Source organism: Chloroflexota bacterium, from assembly GCA_026706485.1.
Classification (GTDB): domain Bacteria; phylum Chloroflexota; class UBA11872; order UBA11872; family UBA11872; genus JAJECS01.
The window spans coordinates 151,912-168,452 of the sequence record JAPOYR010000008.1 but is presented as its reverse complement, the minus strand read 5'-3'; the positions used below and the strand labels follow the sequence as shown (position 1 = coordinate 168,452).

The following is a 16,541-nucleotide window of genomic DNA, read 5'->3' as shown; positions in this document are numbered from 1 at the left end:
CCCCAGCGTAGCGTTCGGCCGCGGGGTCCGGTTCAGCTGGGGTGCATTGGCGTGGCGCGCGCAAGATCGCGGCGCAACGCGTCTGTGTCAGTCTGTCGCCATGGTCCTACGTCGCCGAGGATTTCACGACGCGCGCGGCGCCGCGGCGGGATTGCCGCTGACCATTCGCGCGGCTGCGCTCGCATTCGTCCTTGCGCTGGCCCTGGCGGCCTGCGGCGATGCGACCGACGCGCCGGAAGCGACGCCCGCGCCCAGTCCTCTAGTCCCGAGCCCCACGCCCACGCCCGAAGCGACGCCGACGCCGAGTCCGACCCCAACCGCCGCGCCCGCGCCGAGTCCGGTGAGGGAGGCGGCGCCAGCCTCGGTCGATTCACCCGCCTCCGACCGCAACGCGCTGATTGCCTTCTACCACGCGACCGACGGACCCAACTGGGCGAACAACACCAACTGGCTCAGCGACGCGCCGCTCTTCACCTGGCACGGCGTAACGACGGACGACGACGACGGGCGGGTCACCAAGCTGCTGCTCGGGGAGAACCGGCTGCGAGGTGCGATTCCGGCCGAACTGGGCCAGCTGTCCAAACTTGAGTGGCTTGCGCTCTGGGGCAACTTCTTGCAGGGGGCCATACCAGCCGAGCTGGGCAATCTTGCCGGCTTGGAGGGGCTGGTTCTCGGGGGCAACGAGTTGAGCGGAGGCATACCGCCCGAGCTTGGCCGCCTGGCCCACCTGGAATCGCTCTTGCTCGAAAACAACCAGCTCAGCGGCACGATACCGCCCGAACTGGGCGGCCTCGCCAGCCTTTTGCACCTGGTGCTCAGAGGCAACCAGCTCACCGGCCCGATACCGCCCGAACTGGGTAACCTCGAAAAGCTGACCTTTCTGGCGCTCGAGAGCAACTGGCTCAGCGGCGAGATTCCGCCCGAGCTGGGCAACCTGTCCGGACTCAGGCAGTTGCGTCTCAACGCGAACAAGCTGAGCGGCCCCATTCCAGCCGAGTTGGGGCGTCTCTCCAACCTGCTGGAGTTGGCGCTCAATCACAACGAGCTTTCCGGACCCATTCCGCCCGAGCTCGGCGGGCTCGCCAGCGTGAGCAGGCTGTTTCTCAATGACAACAACTTGACTGGACTAATTCCGCCCGAGCTTGGCAGCCTCCCGCGGCTGGTACGGCTGCTGCTCCATCGCAACTCGTTGACAGGCGCCATCCCGCCGGAGATGGGCAATCTTGCCGGTCGGGCATACGTGAGCCTGAGTGGCGGCAACCAATTCACGGGCTGCGTCCCGGAAGAAGTGCGAAACGTCGAGGGCGATCTCGAGTCGCTCGGGCTGCCATTCTGCGAATCTGGCGGAAACCAAAGTCGCCAAAACACGACCCCGGCGGCAGCGACCCAGCCAACCCCCTCGCCGGCCCCAACACCCACGCCTACCCCGGTGCCTCGGCCGACCGCAACGCCCACGCCTACACCGACGCCGACGCCTACACCCACGCCCACGCCCCAGCCCAGTTCGGACCGAGACGTTCTGGTTGCGCTCTACCACGCGACCGGCGGTCCTAACTGGACCAACAACGCCAACTGGCTGAGCGACGCGCCGCTCCGCGCGTGGCACGGCGTTGTCACGAACGACAGCGGTCGAGTAACCGAGCTGCGACTCGGGCAGAACGGGCTGCGGGGGGAGCTTCCGTCGCAGTTGGGCGAGCTGTCACAACTGGAGATATTGAGCCTCGAGTCCAACCAGTTGACTGGGGAGATCCCGCCTGAGCTGGGCCACCTCGCCAAGCTGCGGCATTTGTGGCTCTACTACAACGCGTTGAGTGGGGCGATTCCCCGCGAATTGAGCTTTCTCACGCACCTCAGAGAACTGCTCCTCATGCACAACCGGTTGGGTGGGACCATTCCTCCCGCGCTGGGCAGCCTCGACAATCTGCGAGTGCTGGGGCTCTTAGACAACCAGCTCCAAGGGACGATTCCGCCCGAGTTGGGCGACCTCTCCCAACTCCGGGTGCTGGCGCTCTGGGACAACCAGCTGCAAGGGGCGATCCCCCCCGAGTTGGGCAACCTCTCCAAGCTGCAAGAGCTGGGACTCGCTCGAAACCATCTCAGCGGCGAAATTCCTCCCGAGTTGGGCCGCCTGGCCAACCTGCAGTGGCTCAGGCTCAGCGGTGGCAATCAACTGACCGGGTGCATCCCCGAGGCATTGCGGCAGGTCGAGGACAGCGACCTTGTCACGCTTGGCCTGCCGTTTTGCGGGACGACCGAATCGGCGCGCGGTGAAACCGCCAACCGCCAGCCCGCCACCGACCGCGACGTGCTGGTCGCCTTCTACCACGCCGCCGACGGCCCCAACTGGACGACCAGCACCAGCTGGCTCAGCGACGCGCCGCTCAGCGACTGGCACGGCGTCGACACCAACGGCGGCCGGGTCTCAAAACTGCAACTCGAAGATAACCAGCTGCGTGGCTACATCCTTCCTGCGCTGGGCGGCCTCGCCGGTCTCACCGTGCTGGACCTCGGCGACAACCAGCTGCGCGGCGGAATCCCGCCCGAGCTCGGCAACCTCGCCAAGTTGAAAGAGCTGCGGCTCGGCAACAACGCCTTAAGTGGTCACCTCCCACCCGCGTTGGGCGGCCTCGCCAATCTCACCGTGCTGGATCTGGCGAATAACCGCCTGAGCGGTGCGATCCCGCCGGAATTAGGTGATCTCGTCAATCTCGAGCAGCTCGTGCTGTTGGCGAACGAGTTCAGCGGAATGATTCCGCCGGCGTTGGGCCGACTCAGCAATCTGACCAAGCTGAGCCTGTCGTTCAACGAATTGCAGGGGCCGATCCCCGCCGAGCTCGGGAACCTCGCCAACCTGAAGAGTCTGTTGCTCGAGGGAAATCAGCTCAGCGGCGAGATTCCACCTGGATTGGGAGACCTTGCCCATCTCGACTGGGTGCAACTCGCCGGTAACCGATTCACCGGGTGCATTCCCGACGGTTTGCTTGATCTCGTCTTTGGCGATCTCACTGGGCTGGGCCTGCCGTTCTGCCGAACCAATTGAATTTCGTGCGCATGGTCAGGCGCGTCGGCGGGTTGCTGGAGCCAGGGTTGATCGCGCACGGTTGACGCCGCTCGATGCTCTGGCGTGGCCCGCGGAAGGACTTCAACCACGCCAGCCTGTGTCAACCTGTCGCCATGGTCCTGGGTCGGCGAGTGCCTGACGGCGCGCGCGGCGCCGTTAAGGGATTGCCCGCGACCGTTCGCACGGCCGCGCTGTCACTCCTGGTTGGCCTTGCGCTGGCCGCGGCAGCTTGCGGCGACGTCCCCGCCGACCAGTCCGAGCCGGCGGATCCGGCGCCAACGCCAGTTGCGGCGGAGGCGCCCTCGCCCACCCCAACGCCAACACCGGCGCCAGCGGTCGTGGCTACGCTCACGGCCACCGTCGCGCCTTCGCCTGCGCCGGACCCAACGGCTGCATCGACGGTCGCGCCTTCGCCCACACCGACGCCTCAGCCAACCCCTACCCCCACGGCGGCGCCGACGCCTGCGCCCGACCCGACCCCAACGCCGGCCGCCACGCCGACACCCGCTCCCAGTCCTGCCCCCGACGCGGCGCCGGTCCCAGCCGACACTCCCGACGCCGACCGCGCGGTGCTCGTCGCGCTCTACCACGCGACCGACGGCCCCAACTGGACCAACACCACCAACTGGCTGAGCGACGCCCCGCTCAACGAGTGGCACGGCGTCACCGCGAACGCCGCCGGCCGGGTCACGGAAGTCTGGCTGGTCGACAACCAGCTGCAAGGGGAGCTCCCACCCGTGCTGGGTAGCCTTTCCGGCCTCTTATTCCTCGGGCTGAGCACCAACCAGCTCAGCGGGCCAATCCCACCTGAGCTGCGTGGGCTGGCCAGCCTCGAAGTGCTGCTGCTCCATGAGAACCAATTGAGCGGGACGATTCCGCCCGACTTGGGCGCGCTGACCAAGCTGAAGCAACTGCACCTGCATGGCAACCACCTGCGAGGGGCGATTCCGCCCGAGCTGGGCCGCCTGGCCAATCTCGAAGAGTTGGTGCTCAGCGACAACCAGTTGACCGGGACGATTCCGCCGGAGCTGAGCCGACTTGCCAATCTCGAAGGGCTGGTGCTTGATGAGAACCAGCTGAGCGGCGAGATTCCGGTCGAGTTGGCACGCCTTGCCAGGCTTCAGGTGCTGTCGCTCGCAAGTAACCAGGTAGGCGGGGAGATTCCGCCGGAGCTTGGCGATCTCGCGGCTCTCGTGCTGCTCGACCTCCGCCAGAACCAGTTCAGCGGGACCATCCCGGTTGAGTTGAGCCGCCTCCAAACGTTGAGGCACCTGACGCTCGGCAAAAACCAGCTCGGAGGGCGAATTCCGCCGGAGTTGGGAGATCTGGCAGCCCTCACGGTGCTCGAAGCCAGCCAAAACCAGCTCAGTGGGACCATCCCGTCCGAGCTGGGCCGTCTCAGCAGCCTTCAGCTCCTCGATCTCACGGACAACGAGCTGAGCGGGGAAATCCCACCTGAGTTGGGCCAGCTCGCAAATCTGCAGTGGCTGTCGCTCGGCTTCAACCAGTTGCAAGGTGCGATCCCGGCCGCGCTGGGCCGCCTTGCGAACCTGCAATGGCTGAATCTCGGCTACAACCAGCTTGGCGGGGAATTCCCATTCGAGCTCGGCAGGCTTGCGAATCTGGTCACGCTTCACCTCGCCGGCGACAACCAGTTCACCGGGTGCATCCCGCTCGAACTGGGGAAGGTACGCGTCAATGACTTTCGCGAAACCGGTCTGTCATTTTGCACGGCCCCCGAGCGCGCGCCCGTCCAGTCGACGCCCGCGGCGCCCACGGCCCAACCAATCTCGGACCGCGAGGTGCTGGTCGCGTTCTACCACGCCACCGACGGACCGAATTGGACGAACAACGCCAACTGGCTCGGCGAGGCGCCCCTCGGCGAATGGCACGGCGTCACCACGGACGACAGCGGCCGGGTGACGGAGTTGGTGCTCCACGGCAACCGGCTACGCGGGGAGCTGCCGTCGGAGTTGGGACACCTGGCACACCTCGAGGGAATTTCCGTGCGCGAGAACGAGCTGAGTGGCGAGATTCCGGCCGCCCTGGGCAATCTCACCCGCCTGAAGGGGCTCGGGCTGGGGGTGAATCAGCTCATTGGAGTCATCCCCACCGAGCTCGGCCGCCTCACCAACCTGGAATTTGTGGCGATTGAGGACAACCAGCTCTCCGGCTCAATTCCACCCGAGCTGGGCCGCCTGGCGAACCTCAAATTCCTGGCGCTCCACGACAACCAGCTCACGGGCTCGATTCCGCCGGAGTTGGGGCGCCTCGCCAAGCTGGAATATCTGCTGCTCCAGGGCAACCAGCTCACCGGATCGATCCCGCCCGAGCTGGGCCGCCTGGCCAACCTGAAGCAGCTGCTGCTCACCAGCAACCAGCTCACCGGCGCCATTCCGCCGGCGTTGGAGGGCATGTTCAGCCTCGGCGCGCTGTTCCTCGACGGCAACCGGCTCACCGGGGAAATCCCACCGGAGCTGGGCAACCTCGGAACCCTCGCGGCGTTTCGGCTGGATAACAACGAGCTGACGGGCGCGATTCCGGCTGAGCTGGGCTTCCTCTTCAGCCTGCAGGAGTTGAGCCTCCGTGGGAACCACCTCACCGGCGAGATTCCGCCCGTGCTGGGCCTGCTGTACCGCCTGCAAACGCTGAGCCTCGCGGACAATCAGCTGACGGGGTCGATACCGCCCGAGCTGGGCAATCTCACCAACCTGCACACGCTGTCGCTCCGCGAGAACATGCTGGTTGGGGCCATACCGCCCGAGCTCGACGACCTCACCAGGCTGCAAGTGCTCTACCTCGGCGGCGGCAACCAGCTGACGGGATGTATTCCGGAGTGGATGCAGAAGATTCAATACAACGATCTGGACAACCTGGGGCTACCGGATTGCAGCGCCGCCAACCCCGCACCGACGGTGGCGCCATCGCCACAATCCGGCGCCGATCGGACCGTGTTGGTCGCGTTCTACCACTCGACCGACGGTCCGAACTGGACCAACAACGCACAATGGCTGAGCAACGAGCCGCTCAACCGATGGCACGGCGTTGTCACCGACCGCCGGGGGCGGGTCACCAGCCTTGACCTCAGCCAGAATGGGTTACGCGGCCAGATTCCACGCGGGTTGGGCCGTCTGACCGAACTCATCGAGCTGCGCCTCTCCGACAACGCGTTGCATGGGGCGATTCCCGCCGACTTGGGCAGCCTCTCGAGTCTGAAGATCTTGGCGCTCGGGACGAACCAGTTGGAGGGGTGGATTCCGCCCGAGCTGGGTCGCATCTACGTCCTCGAGGAACTGTGGCTCCAGGAGAACCGCCTCACCGGTCCGATCCCGCCGGAGCTGGGCGACATCGGGTACCTCAAGGAGCTGCACCTTTGGAAAAACGAATTGGAGGGAGAGATTCCCGCCGAGCTTGGCAACATCTTCGGTCTCCGAATCCTCGAGCTCGGGGTCAACCGGTTGCAGGGCGAGATTCCGCCGGAGTTGGGCAGCCTTCTCGACCTGGAGGTGCTGTATCTGCATGAGAACCAATTGAGTGGATCGATTCCGCCTGAGCTGCGCCGCATGAACAGCCTCGTCCACCTCTCCCTGGGGGGCAACCGGCTGGAGGGCCCGATTCCACCCGAGTTGGGCGAGTTGTCGAGACTGGAGTTGTTGCGGCTTGAGTCCAACCAGTTGACGGGGTCGATCCCGCCGGAGCTGGGAGACCTGGCCAGGCTGCGGGAGCTCTGGCTCAGCGACAACGCCCTGAGCGGAGCACTTCCCCGCGAGCTGAGCTTCCTCACCAACCTGCAAGACCTGGTGCTCACGCGAAACCAGTTGCACGGGACGATTCCTCGCGACTTCGGCAGCCTCGACAATCTGCGAGCGCTGCTGCTCGCGGAGAACCGGCTGCAGGGCGAAATCCCGCCGGAGTTGGGTGACCTCAGCCGGCTGCAAACCCTGGATCTCAGGAACAACCAGCTCGTCGGCGAGGTGCCGGCCACTCTCGGCGATCTCGACGACCTGCAGTGGCTGGGCCTTGGCGGCAACCAATTCAGCGGCTGCATCCCCGATGGACTGCGCGGCGTGGACGACAACGACCTCGGCACGCTTGGGCTGCCGTTCTGCGGAGCCAGCTGACGTGCAGACGTTGCAACGACGCCGGTCTTGACGCCCTGGGCTCGGCCGTCCACCGGCGACCGCGCGCCGCGCGTGAAGTAGCATCCACGGCACCTTGCCGGTCGGCGGATTTCGGGAATCCCGGTCGGCCTGCCGCAACCTGAAGGGCGTCATGCGGCAAATTTGCCAGCGCCATTGGTGGTGTGTGCCGCGCACGGCGCTCGTCGCGACTGCCGTCGCGGTCGCGGCCACGCTCGCGGTCTGGCCGTCAGCGGCGGCGCTCGAGTGTGAGGGCATCGCCCTCGACGACGGCTGCCTGTTCACCATCACCGGCGGCGACACTCCGGATCCCGATGATGGCTACGCCGTCACCAACGCCGACGGCGTGCCGCTCTACGACTTCGTTCGGGAACGCGACCTGAACGCCATTGGCTACCCCATCAGCCAGCGCTGGACCAACGGCCCTTTCACCTTCCAGGCCTTTCAGAAGGTGATCCTGCAGTGGGACCCCGGTAAGCAGCGCATGAACTACTACAACACCCTGGACGTCCTGGCGAACCGCTATCCCGAGATCGAGCTACCCAACGTCCCGCCCCACCAGGTGCTGGAGGCAGACCGCGGCGCCGACTTCGCCACCATCATCCGGAACCACCTGGCGCTCTTGGACCAAAACGAGGCGATCAAGGCACGGTTCTTGAGCGAGCCGGACTGGCTCAACCTCTACGGCCTGCCGATCCGCTACGAAGAGCGAGAGGTCAACGGACAGCCGCAGGGGCTGCAGATGCTCCGCGCGCAGCGCACGGTGTTCGTGATCTGGAACGTGCCCGCGCCCGGCACCACCGTTGGCCGCGTGAATCTCCAGAACGTGCCCGACAAGGTCAAGAAGCTCAGCAACGTGATCATTCCGGAAGCGGCCAAGGTGCTCCGGTACGAATCCGATCCCGGGCTCCCAGCCATCATCGCCACGCTCGACTGGGTCGCCGATGGAATCACACCCTTGGAGCAATCCGCCATCAGCCAACTGCAACGAGTCTTCGCCGCATCAGAGCCGTTGCTGCGAAGCCTGATTGAAGATCCCTTGGATGGATCCATACGCAATCAACCGAGCCAAGAAACCGTCCTCGAATTCAAGACCCTGGCCGATATCGCGGAGCTGCCATGGGCTCAAGACGGATTAAGCCAGATCGAACGTGACTTGCTGAAAGAACTCATTCGTCACGCGGCCCATTTTCCTGATCTCGTAGATTCGCTGATTCAATTCCCGTGGGTCATGGACAGTGTGACGGATGAAGACGTCGACTTTATCAACGGTGTGACCGACGTCGCCCGGGACGACCCCAATCTAGTTGGATCGCTTCTTCGAAAACCGTGGGTGGCAGACGGCTTGACGGACGAAGAAGTCGGCCTTGTCGACGATTTGATCATCATCGCGAGGGACGAACGACAAGCCCTCAATCAGATCCAGCCGGGAACCACCGAACCCACCATTGCCTTCTATCTGACGCAAATGCCATTTCTCGATTCGATCGAACCATTTGACGCGCTAGCCGTCGAGAGCTTGCATCGAATAGGCGCCCATGATCGAAACTATCTGCATCGGATTGTCTCGCACCTCGTGGGTCAGGGCGGGATTACCGATCACCATGCCAAGATTGTCACCGTTCTTTGGTATGTCGTGGTCGACCAACCGGAACTCCTGGATGCCATGCTTGATCCAAGCAGGGTATGGATCGAGGAGCGGCACATAGTGCTTCCGCACACTGGGCCAACGATCCTGGCCGTCATTCGAACCAGACTTGGCGAAGAAGTCACCATGACCTACTTGGAAGGAGCCGTGCGCTCCGTCGAAGCGGCCATGAAACGGCCATTCCCAACCAGATATATTGCCTTGCACGTATCAGAAGTCGTTGATCCGTGGGGTGGATTGTTCGTTGGGTCGCATATCGCAATACGTGAGGGATATGACGATCGGAATCACTATTTCCATAACAGTCTGAAACCTACGATTCATCATGAGGTCGCGCACTACTATTGGCACGCATGCCCCAGCTGGATTTGTGAAGGGGCCGCGGTGTTTCTCGAAATGCGAACCGGCGTCATGGGGTCGGGAAGGATCAGGCCCCTTCAAGACCGATGCGAAGACACGAGGATTCTCGACCTTTCTTCCGACTGGCATGAATGTCACTACTTCAACGGTGCGCTGATGTTTCACAACCTCTACTTCGGTTTGGGCGAGGATCTATTCCTCAGAGGCTTCTGGAGACTTCATGACAGCGGCCAGGGAAAGGTGTCTCCCGGCAACTGTGAGGGGATGGAAATTGGGCTATGTCACCTCATCTTTGCCTTCATGACCGATGCTCCCGCCGCCGCCGACTTGGCGGATCGTTTCATCGGCGACCTGTATTTCGGCGAGGGACGCACGGTGACCCAGGGCGCCCCATAGGACGGTCCGCGCGTTGGCATTGAACATCGGCGGTCGGCGCATCTCGGAGCGCGGGCGTCGGTTCGACCACGGAGGAGCGCGAAGGCCGCCCTGGCAGGCCATGCGCGCTGCCCGATGTCCGCGGCCGCCGCCGAATGCTGAGCGGTCCGTGACCGGAACGCTCCTACGCAATCGCCTCCTGCGTCGCGCGGTCGAACAGGTGCATGCGGTCCATCTCGAAGGCCAGCTCGAAGGGCTGATTGGCCTGCGCCGTGGTCCGCGGGTCGACGCGGGCGACGAATGAGTCCGAGCCCGCCAGCATGTAGAGAATGACCTCGCTGCCTAGCGGCTCCATCACGTCCACGGTCGCCGTGATGGTCGCCTCGTGCGTCACGCCGCCGGCCGCGAACTGCGGGTCGACGATGTTTTCCGGACGGATGCCGAAGATCACGTCCTTGCCGGCATGGGGCGCCACGGCATCTCGCCGGTCGGGCGGTACGGGAACGCGCAGCGTTTCCGTTTCCACCCACAAGCCGTCCTCGCCCGAGATGCGCGCGTCGAAAAAGTTCATCGCCGGGCTGCCGATGAATCCGCCTACGAACACGTTGCTCGGCGCCGCATAGACCTCCTGCGGCGGTCCCAACTGCTGCAAGACGCCGTCCCGCAGCACCGCGATGCGCGTGCCCATGGTCATGGCTTCCATCTGGTCGTGCGTCACGTAGATCACCGTGGCCTGCAAACGCTCGTGCAGGCGAATCAGCTCGGCCCGCGTCTGCACGCGCAGCTTGGCGTCCAGGTTGGACAGCGGTTCGTCCATCAGGAACACGGCCGGGTCGCGCACGATGGCCCGCCCAACCGCCACGCGCTGCCGCTGGCCACCGGAAAGCGCACGCGGCTTTCGCTCCATCAACTCGCTGATGTTCAGCATGTCGGCGGCCTCGGCCACGCGCCGCTGAATCTCGGCCTTGGGCGTCTTTCGCAGCTTCAAGCCAAACGCCAGGTTGTCGTAGACGCTCATGTGGGGATAGAGGGCGTAGCTCTGAAACACCATGGCGATGTCGCGGTCCTTGGGCGGCACGTCGTTCACCAGGCGGTCGCCGATGTAGATGTTGCCGCCCGTCAGCTCCTCAAGCCCCGCGACCATGCGCAGCGTGGTGGACTTGCCACAGCCCGACGGCCCCACGAGCACGAGAAACTCTCGGTCCTGGACCTCGATGGACACGTCGTCGACGGCGACAACGTCGCCAAACCGTTTCGTGACGTTATCAAGCGTGACGCTGGCCATCGGCATGCTCCCCGCCCTGCCGATGCCGCGGCGGCGCCACGGCGTCGGGCAAGGACAGAACTGTTCGGCAAAAGCCGTTCCTCACCCCGCCGGTCCGCCCAACCAGCTTGCCCGCACGCTACCCAACCGCATCCACCGCGTCAAAGCGTCGGCAGTGGCCCACTCTGAGTCCGTCATTCACGCGGAGGGAGACCTTGGCCTAGCCATTCGTCATTCCCGCGAAGGGAGACCTTTGCGTAACCCCTCCGTCATTCCCGCGAAGGCGGGAATCCACCCGTCATTGAACCTGGGTGCGGAAAGGATGTGCCAGGTCATGCCCAAGCACGGCTGGATTCTGCAAGAGTCTCCGGAGGCGGGAATTCATGCCTCGCGTCACTTGAGACCCAATCGCCGACCCCGTCCGCCATTCCCTGGCCGACAGCTCACTGTGGGATACCTTCAGGCAGAGTTACCCACTACCCGATTCTTGCTGCGCTCCGGCATTAGTCATATTCTTAGTCAACTACAAGGCTGAGCCGCCCGAGGAGTCGGCCATGACAACGGTGAACGTCCACGAAGCCAAGACCCACCTGTCCCGCCTGCTGGCGCAGGTCGAGGCGGGCGAAGAAGTCACTATCGCCCGCAACGGCAAGCCAGTCGCCCAGCTTGTGCGCTGCAAGAGTCGCGGCAAGCGGCAGTTTGGCGCGATGAAGGGAAATAAGGAATGGGAGGAGTTAAGCGACCTCGTCTTGCAGCCGCTGCCGCCGGAGGAGTTGGCCCTATGGGAGGGTGGCCCGTAGTTGCGGTTGCTGCTTGACACCCATGCCCTCATCTGGTGGGTGAACGGGAGCGAACGATTGCCGCGGCGGGCCCGTCGCCGCATCGGCGACGATGCAAACGTCGTATTCGTCAGCGCGATCTCCGCTTGGGAAATAACCACCAAATATCACCGGGGCAGACTGGATGAGGCCGTGGCGATGGCGCCTGACGTTGCCGGCGCCATCGCCGACCAGGGCTTTGAAGAACTGCCGATAACTGTCGCGGAAGCCGCCCGCGCCGGCGCCCTTTCGGGGCCGCTCAACGACCCCTTCGACCGCATGCTCATCGCCCAGGCGATCTCACGCGACCTCGTGCTCATCTCCAACGAATCCACCTTCGACCGCTACGCCATTCGCCGCCTTTGGTGAGGCGCGACCCGCCCCACCAGCCTGTCCGCACGCTAACCGTGGTGATCCGCCCCCACGGCGATCCAAGCCAACGTCACCCGCCGAGCCCCGGCGTGGCGACGACCATGGCCTCGGCTTGGGCGCTGGTGCGCTCCGCCCAGGCGGGATCGGCGGTGAAGAGGAACACCTGCCGCGACCGGCCGATCTCGCGCAGCACGGCCATGCCGCGGCCGGTGCGGGACGGGTCCCAGTTCACGAACATTTCGTCCATGAACAGCGGCAGCCGCTCGGCGTCCTCACCCTCGACCTGGTCCACCATCGCGAGGCGTAGCGCCAGGTAGATCTGCTGCAGCGTGCCGCGGCTGAGGGGATGCCCCACGACCACGGGAAAGTCCTCGCCCCGACGCCGCACGTGCAGGCGCACCCCGTCGCCCGTCGAGTCGTCGGCGATTAGCCGGTCATAGCGCCCGCCGGTGATGCTGGCGAGGTGGGCGCTCGCGGCCTCCAGCAGGGGCGATTGATGCGCGTCGCGATAGGCCCGCTCGGCGGCGGAAATCGCCGCCGCCAGCAGCGCCAGCCGGTCGTGCGCGCGTTGAACCTCTTCCAGCTCCGCCAGCGCCTCCTCGATGGCGCCCTGCACGTGCGCCGGGCCGGGCAGCGCTTCCATCTCCTGCACGTCCCGGGTCAAACCACCGCGCTCATCGCGCAGACCGTTCGCCTCCTCCTGCAGCTCCGCCCCACGGCGCCGCAGCTCGACGCGGCGGTCGTCCGTGAGCTCGATGGCCTCGCCCTGGGCCTCTAAACGGTCGGCCTCGGCCACGCGCTCCCGCCAATTCGGCGTCTCGCGGTCGAGGTCGGCCCGTGCTCGCGTGGCCTCGTCGCGCGCGGCCCGCGCCCGCTCCAAGCGATCCAGGCCCGCGTCGGGATCAGCCTCAACTGGATCAAGCCGTGCCAACTGAGTCTCAAGCAGCCCCAACTCGGTGTCGGCGACATCCCGCGCGTCACCGACCTGCCGCCGTTCGTCGCGCAACTTGGCAATCGCCCCGGCGGCAGCCTCGGCCTCGCCCTTGGCCGCCTCCGCCGCAGTCAGCTTCCGGCCCAGTTCCGCCACCGCGGGTACGACGTCGGCCGCCGGGTCGAGGTCCAACTCGTCACGGAGGGCTTGCAGACGCCGAAGGCGATGGTCGATGCGCTCCTGCACCGTCCGGCGGTCCTCTATCAGGGCATGCGTGCGCGCCAGCGAGTCACGCAGCTCCTCCACGTCGCGCAGCAGCGTCTCGCGGGGACGCTTTAGCTGGACCGGCGCAATCGGGACGTTGGGAATCAGCTCCAGCCAGGCGTTTCGCGCCGCAGTGGCGGCCAGCGCGGCCTCGTCCTCACGACGCGCCGCATCCTCGATCGCCACCTTCGCGGTCGCGAGCCGCTGGTCGATGTCGGCGGCGCGTCGCGCCGCGTCGCGCTGGCGCATGGCGTCGTCCAGGGCGTCGGCGGCGCTCGTGTCCGGGGCTATATCCGCACGTTTGCGCAGTGCCGCCGCGGCGGCCGGACCCGCGCCGGCGCGGCGGCGCGCCGTCACGATGCGCGAGAGATCCACTGCCGCGGCCGCGGCCAACGACGCGCCCACGCTCGCCAGAATGGCAAGGACCGTGCCGCCCAAGAAGATGCCGACAACGATGGCCGCCGCCCCGGCGAGCGCCACCAGCACCGGAATCGCAACTCGCCAGGCACGTGACGGTGCGCCACCGCCGGCGGCCGTTAGGGCCTCGGCCCGGCCGAGCTCGAGCAGGCTTTGCACGCGCCCGTGGGCCTGCGCCAAGTCCGGGACATCGCCCAGCACCTCGCGCTCGCGCTGCGTGCGCTCCGCCGTTTCGGCCGCGTGCCGCCGCTCCACGGCTCGATAGTCGGCATCGGCGACGGCCACGGTCCAGGCCTCGAAGCGTCCGCGCGACTCGGCGACTCGCAAGTCCCGCAGCGTCTCCAGGGCGCCGGCGTCCAGATCCCGGTCCAGCACTCGCTCGCCGATCTGCCCGAAGCCGCCGCTCTCTTCGTGCAGCGCACCGGACATTTGCTCGATGCGCCGGTCGTCCTCGACGTGCAGCGGAATCTCGGCCTGCAATTCCAGGATCAGGTCTCGGTGAGCGAGCGCCGTCTGGTGGACCGAATCGATTTCGCGGGCCTCGGCCAATTGCTCGATCTCGGCATCGATCTCATCGATGCGCCGCTCCCCCGACGTGACGGCATCCCGCAGCTCGGTACGCATGGCTCGCGGGTCCGGGCCGTAGTCGTCGTTCGCCACGAGCGATGCGGCTTGGGCATTCAGGGACTCCGCCCGGCGCGCGCGGCGCACGATGGGCGACAGCGTGGCGTCGCGCTCCAGCATGACCTCGATGGCTTGCAGACCCTGTGGCCCGCGCTCGATCGCCTCCAAGATCTCGACGATCTCCGCCAGACGAGCCTGCTTCGCTTCGATCTCCGATCGGCGTCCGCTCGCCGGCCGCAGCTCCTCACCCAGCGCACGAGTGCGCTCGCGAATCTCGACCGCCCGCGGGCGGCCCCGCCGGTCCGGACGCCAAAGTGCCTGACGGTCCTGGTCGAGCTGCGCCACGACCTCGCGCGCCGGTCGAAGGAAGTCGAATGACGCCCCGCCGAGCATGCGATCCTCGACGCTCTGCCAGGTGCGCGGGTCCATGCCCAGCGCGTCTTCCTGGGTCACGGCGTGGAGGTTGGTGAAGATCGCGCGTGCCAGCCCGCCGACCCAGACCACAGGGCGGTTCGCCAGATCGCGCGGCTGGCCGTCGATCTCGATCGTCCCCTGGGGACGTGATGTCAATCGCCGCGCGAGGCGCACGCTGCGCCCGTCGCCCAGGCTTGCGAGCAGCGCCCCGCCGGGGAAGCCTCCGCCCCAGGGACTGTAGGGGTGATTCCCGGCCGTGGCCGGCGCGAATCCGAACAACGCGGTGGTCAGAAACTCGAACAGCGCCGACTTGCCGGTCTCGTTGTCTCCGGCGATCACCACCACGCCGTGCTCGGCCAGGCCGTGCCGCGTCCAACCGCTGATCGGTCCGAAGGCGTCGATCTCCCAGCCGTCGATTCTCATGCGGACTCCGACTCACGCAGCAGCCGCACGGCCGCCTCGGCGTCTAGGTCGTGGAGCAGCTCGCGGAGATACGCGCGGCGCTCAGCCGACTCGGTGCCGTCGCCGCCGGCCACCTGGACCGGCGTGATGCCGTCCAGCGCCGCGTCGTCGGCCTTGGCCCGCTCGAGAAGCGCCAGAGTCTGACCGAGCAGATGCGGCTGATCGCGGTGGGACTCGATGTCCACCGGCCGGTGCAAACCGCGGTCGCGCACCTCGACATCCAGCACGCCCAGGTCCTCGCGCAGCTGCGCCGCCAGCTCGGCGCGCTCGTCGGCGCTGGCGAGCAACGACGCCAACTCGCAGGCGCCGCGCAGGTCTACTCGCAGGATCCACTCCTGGTCCGGCAGCGCACCGCCCCGTCGCGCGTCGAAAGCCGCGCGTACAGCCGCGTGCACGTCGGTCAGGTTGCGTGTCGCGTCAAGTCCGTCGGGCGCCAGCGACTCCCAACGCACCGGCGCCAGCGCGTTGAACTCGATTTCCGGCGCGGCGCCGCGCTCCAGCGTCACCACCAGCGCGCCCTTGGCGCCCTCCTCGCCGAACTGTCGCCCCTGCAAGTTGCCCGAATAGTGAACCGGTGGATCGGGCCGAACCTTCTGGCACTGGTGGATGTGGCCCAGCGCCCAGTAGGCGTAGCTAGGATCCAGGCTGTCGAGAGAGGTCGGGGCGTAGCTGTCGTGCTGCTCGACTGCGGCTGCGCCCACAACGTGCGCGTGCAGCAGCCCCACAGCTGGCTCCGGCCCGGGCGCGGGCGGAAAGGCCGCGGCCAGGTCGCGGTCCTCGCGGGGCGTCTGGTGCCCCGCCGCCACCACCCAGCCCACCACTTCGTCCTCACGCTCGATGGCGATCTGCCGCGGCTGTCGCGACGCGACTAGGTGAAAGCGCTCCTCCGGCCAGTCGATCCCCATGGCCCGGTAGTTGGCCCGCCCCGGATCGTGGTTGCCCGTGGCGTAGACCACGGTCAGCCCGGCGCTCGTCGCGCGCGTCAGCTCGTCGACCAGCACGCGCTCCGTCGCCAGCGTCAGCAAGTCGTTGTCGAAGAGGTCCCCGGCGATCAGCAGCGCGTCCGCCTGCCGCCCCAGCGCCAGGTCGATCAAGCGGACGAACGCCTCGCGCCCCGCGTCCCGCAGCCGCGCGCGCACCGCCTCGTCGTGACGCCGATAGGGCGTGTCCAGATGGATATCGGCGGCATGGACGATGCGCAGCATGCGGCGGGTCGCTCAACCAGGTATCGCGTCGCGCCCCAGGATATCCGGGCTGCGCCAAGGTCCAGTCCCTGTAGGGGCGGCCCTTGCGGCCGCCCGCAGCTAGACCCTCCAAACGTAGGGGCGGGTTTCAAACCCGCCCAACTCGCCCGATCAATCACTCAACGGTTGTCAGATTCCCTTAGAGGCG

General features: G+C 66.4%; 8 protein-coding genes. 5 read left to right on the top strand and 3 right to left on the bottom strand.

Annotated elements, in window-relative coordinates; translation table 11 throughout:
• The first annotated feature begins 100 nt into the window (after positions 1-100).
• The 3 genes from OXG79_06735 to OXG79_06725 all read left to right on the top strand — a co-directional run bounded on the left by OXG79_06735 (position 101) and on the right by OXG79_06725 (position 9,604).
• On the top strand, positions 101-3,040 hold the full coding sequence (locus OXG79_06735; protein ID MCY3783466.1) for a hypothetical protein: 2,940 nt from the start codon (positions 101-103) through the stop codon (positions 3,038-3,040).
• Positions 3,041-3,630: 590 nt separating this feature from the next.
• Positions 3,631-7,182 (top strand): leucine-rich repeat domain-containing protein, encoded by a 3,552-nt coding sequence (locus OXG79_06730; GenBank protein ID MCY3783465.1) that lies wholly within the window; start codon positions 3,631-3,633, stop codon positions 7,180-7,182.
• A 94-nt stretch (positions 7,183-7,276) separates the two neighbouring features.
• On the top strand, positions 7,277-9,604 hold the full coding sequence (locus OXG79_06725; protein ID MCY3783464.1) for a hypothetical protein: 2,328 nt from the start codon (positions 7,277-7,279) through the stop codon (positions 9,602-9,604).
• Positions 9,605-9,767: 163 nt separating this feature from the next.
• On the opposite strand, the gene OXG79_06720 is transcribed toward OXG79_06725, so the two are convergent.
• Positions 9,768-10,868, bottom strand: a complete 1,101-nt coding sequence (locus OXG79_06720; GenBank protein ID MCY3783463.1) for an ABC transporter ATP-binding protein — start codon at positions 10,866-10,868, stop codon at positions 9,768-9,770.
• A 533-nt stretch (positions 10,869-11,401) separates the two neighbouring features.
• Here OXG79_06720 and OXG79_06715 point away from each other — a divergent pair.
• Together OXG79_06715 and OXG79_06710 are read left to right on the top strand one after the other, a co-directional pair.
• On the top strand, positions 11,402-11,647 hold the full coding sequence (locus tag OXG79_06715) for a type II toxin-antitoxin system prevent-host-death family antitoxin (protein ID MCY3783462.1): 246 nt from the start codon (positions 11,402-11,404) through the stop codon (positions 11,645-11,647).
• Positions 11,648-12,034 (top strand): type II toxin-antitoxin system VapC family toxin, encoded by a 387-nt coding sequence (locus OXG79_06710; GenBank protein ID MCY3783461.1) that lies wholly within the window; start codon positions 11,648-11,650, stop codon positions 12,032-12,034.
• 73 nt (positions 12,035-12,107) lie between these two features.
• On the opposite strand, the gene OXG79_06705 is transcribed toward OXG79_06710, so the two are convergent.
• Positions 12,108-15,110, bottom strand: coding sequence for an AAA family ATPase (locus tag OXG79_06705; protein ID MCY3783460.1), 3,003 nt, complete (start codon positions 15,108-15,110; stop codon positions 12,108-12,110).
• Complete coding sequence (locus OXG79_06700) at positions 15,107-16,354, bottom strand: DNA repair exonuclease (protein MCY3783459.1); 1,248 nt, start codon at positions 16,352-16,354, stop codon at positions 15,107-15,109. Before OXG79_06700 ends, OXG79_06705 begins: the two co-directional genes overlap by 4 nt.
• Positions 16,355-16,541: the final 187 nt, after the last annotated feature.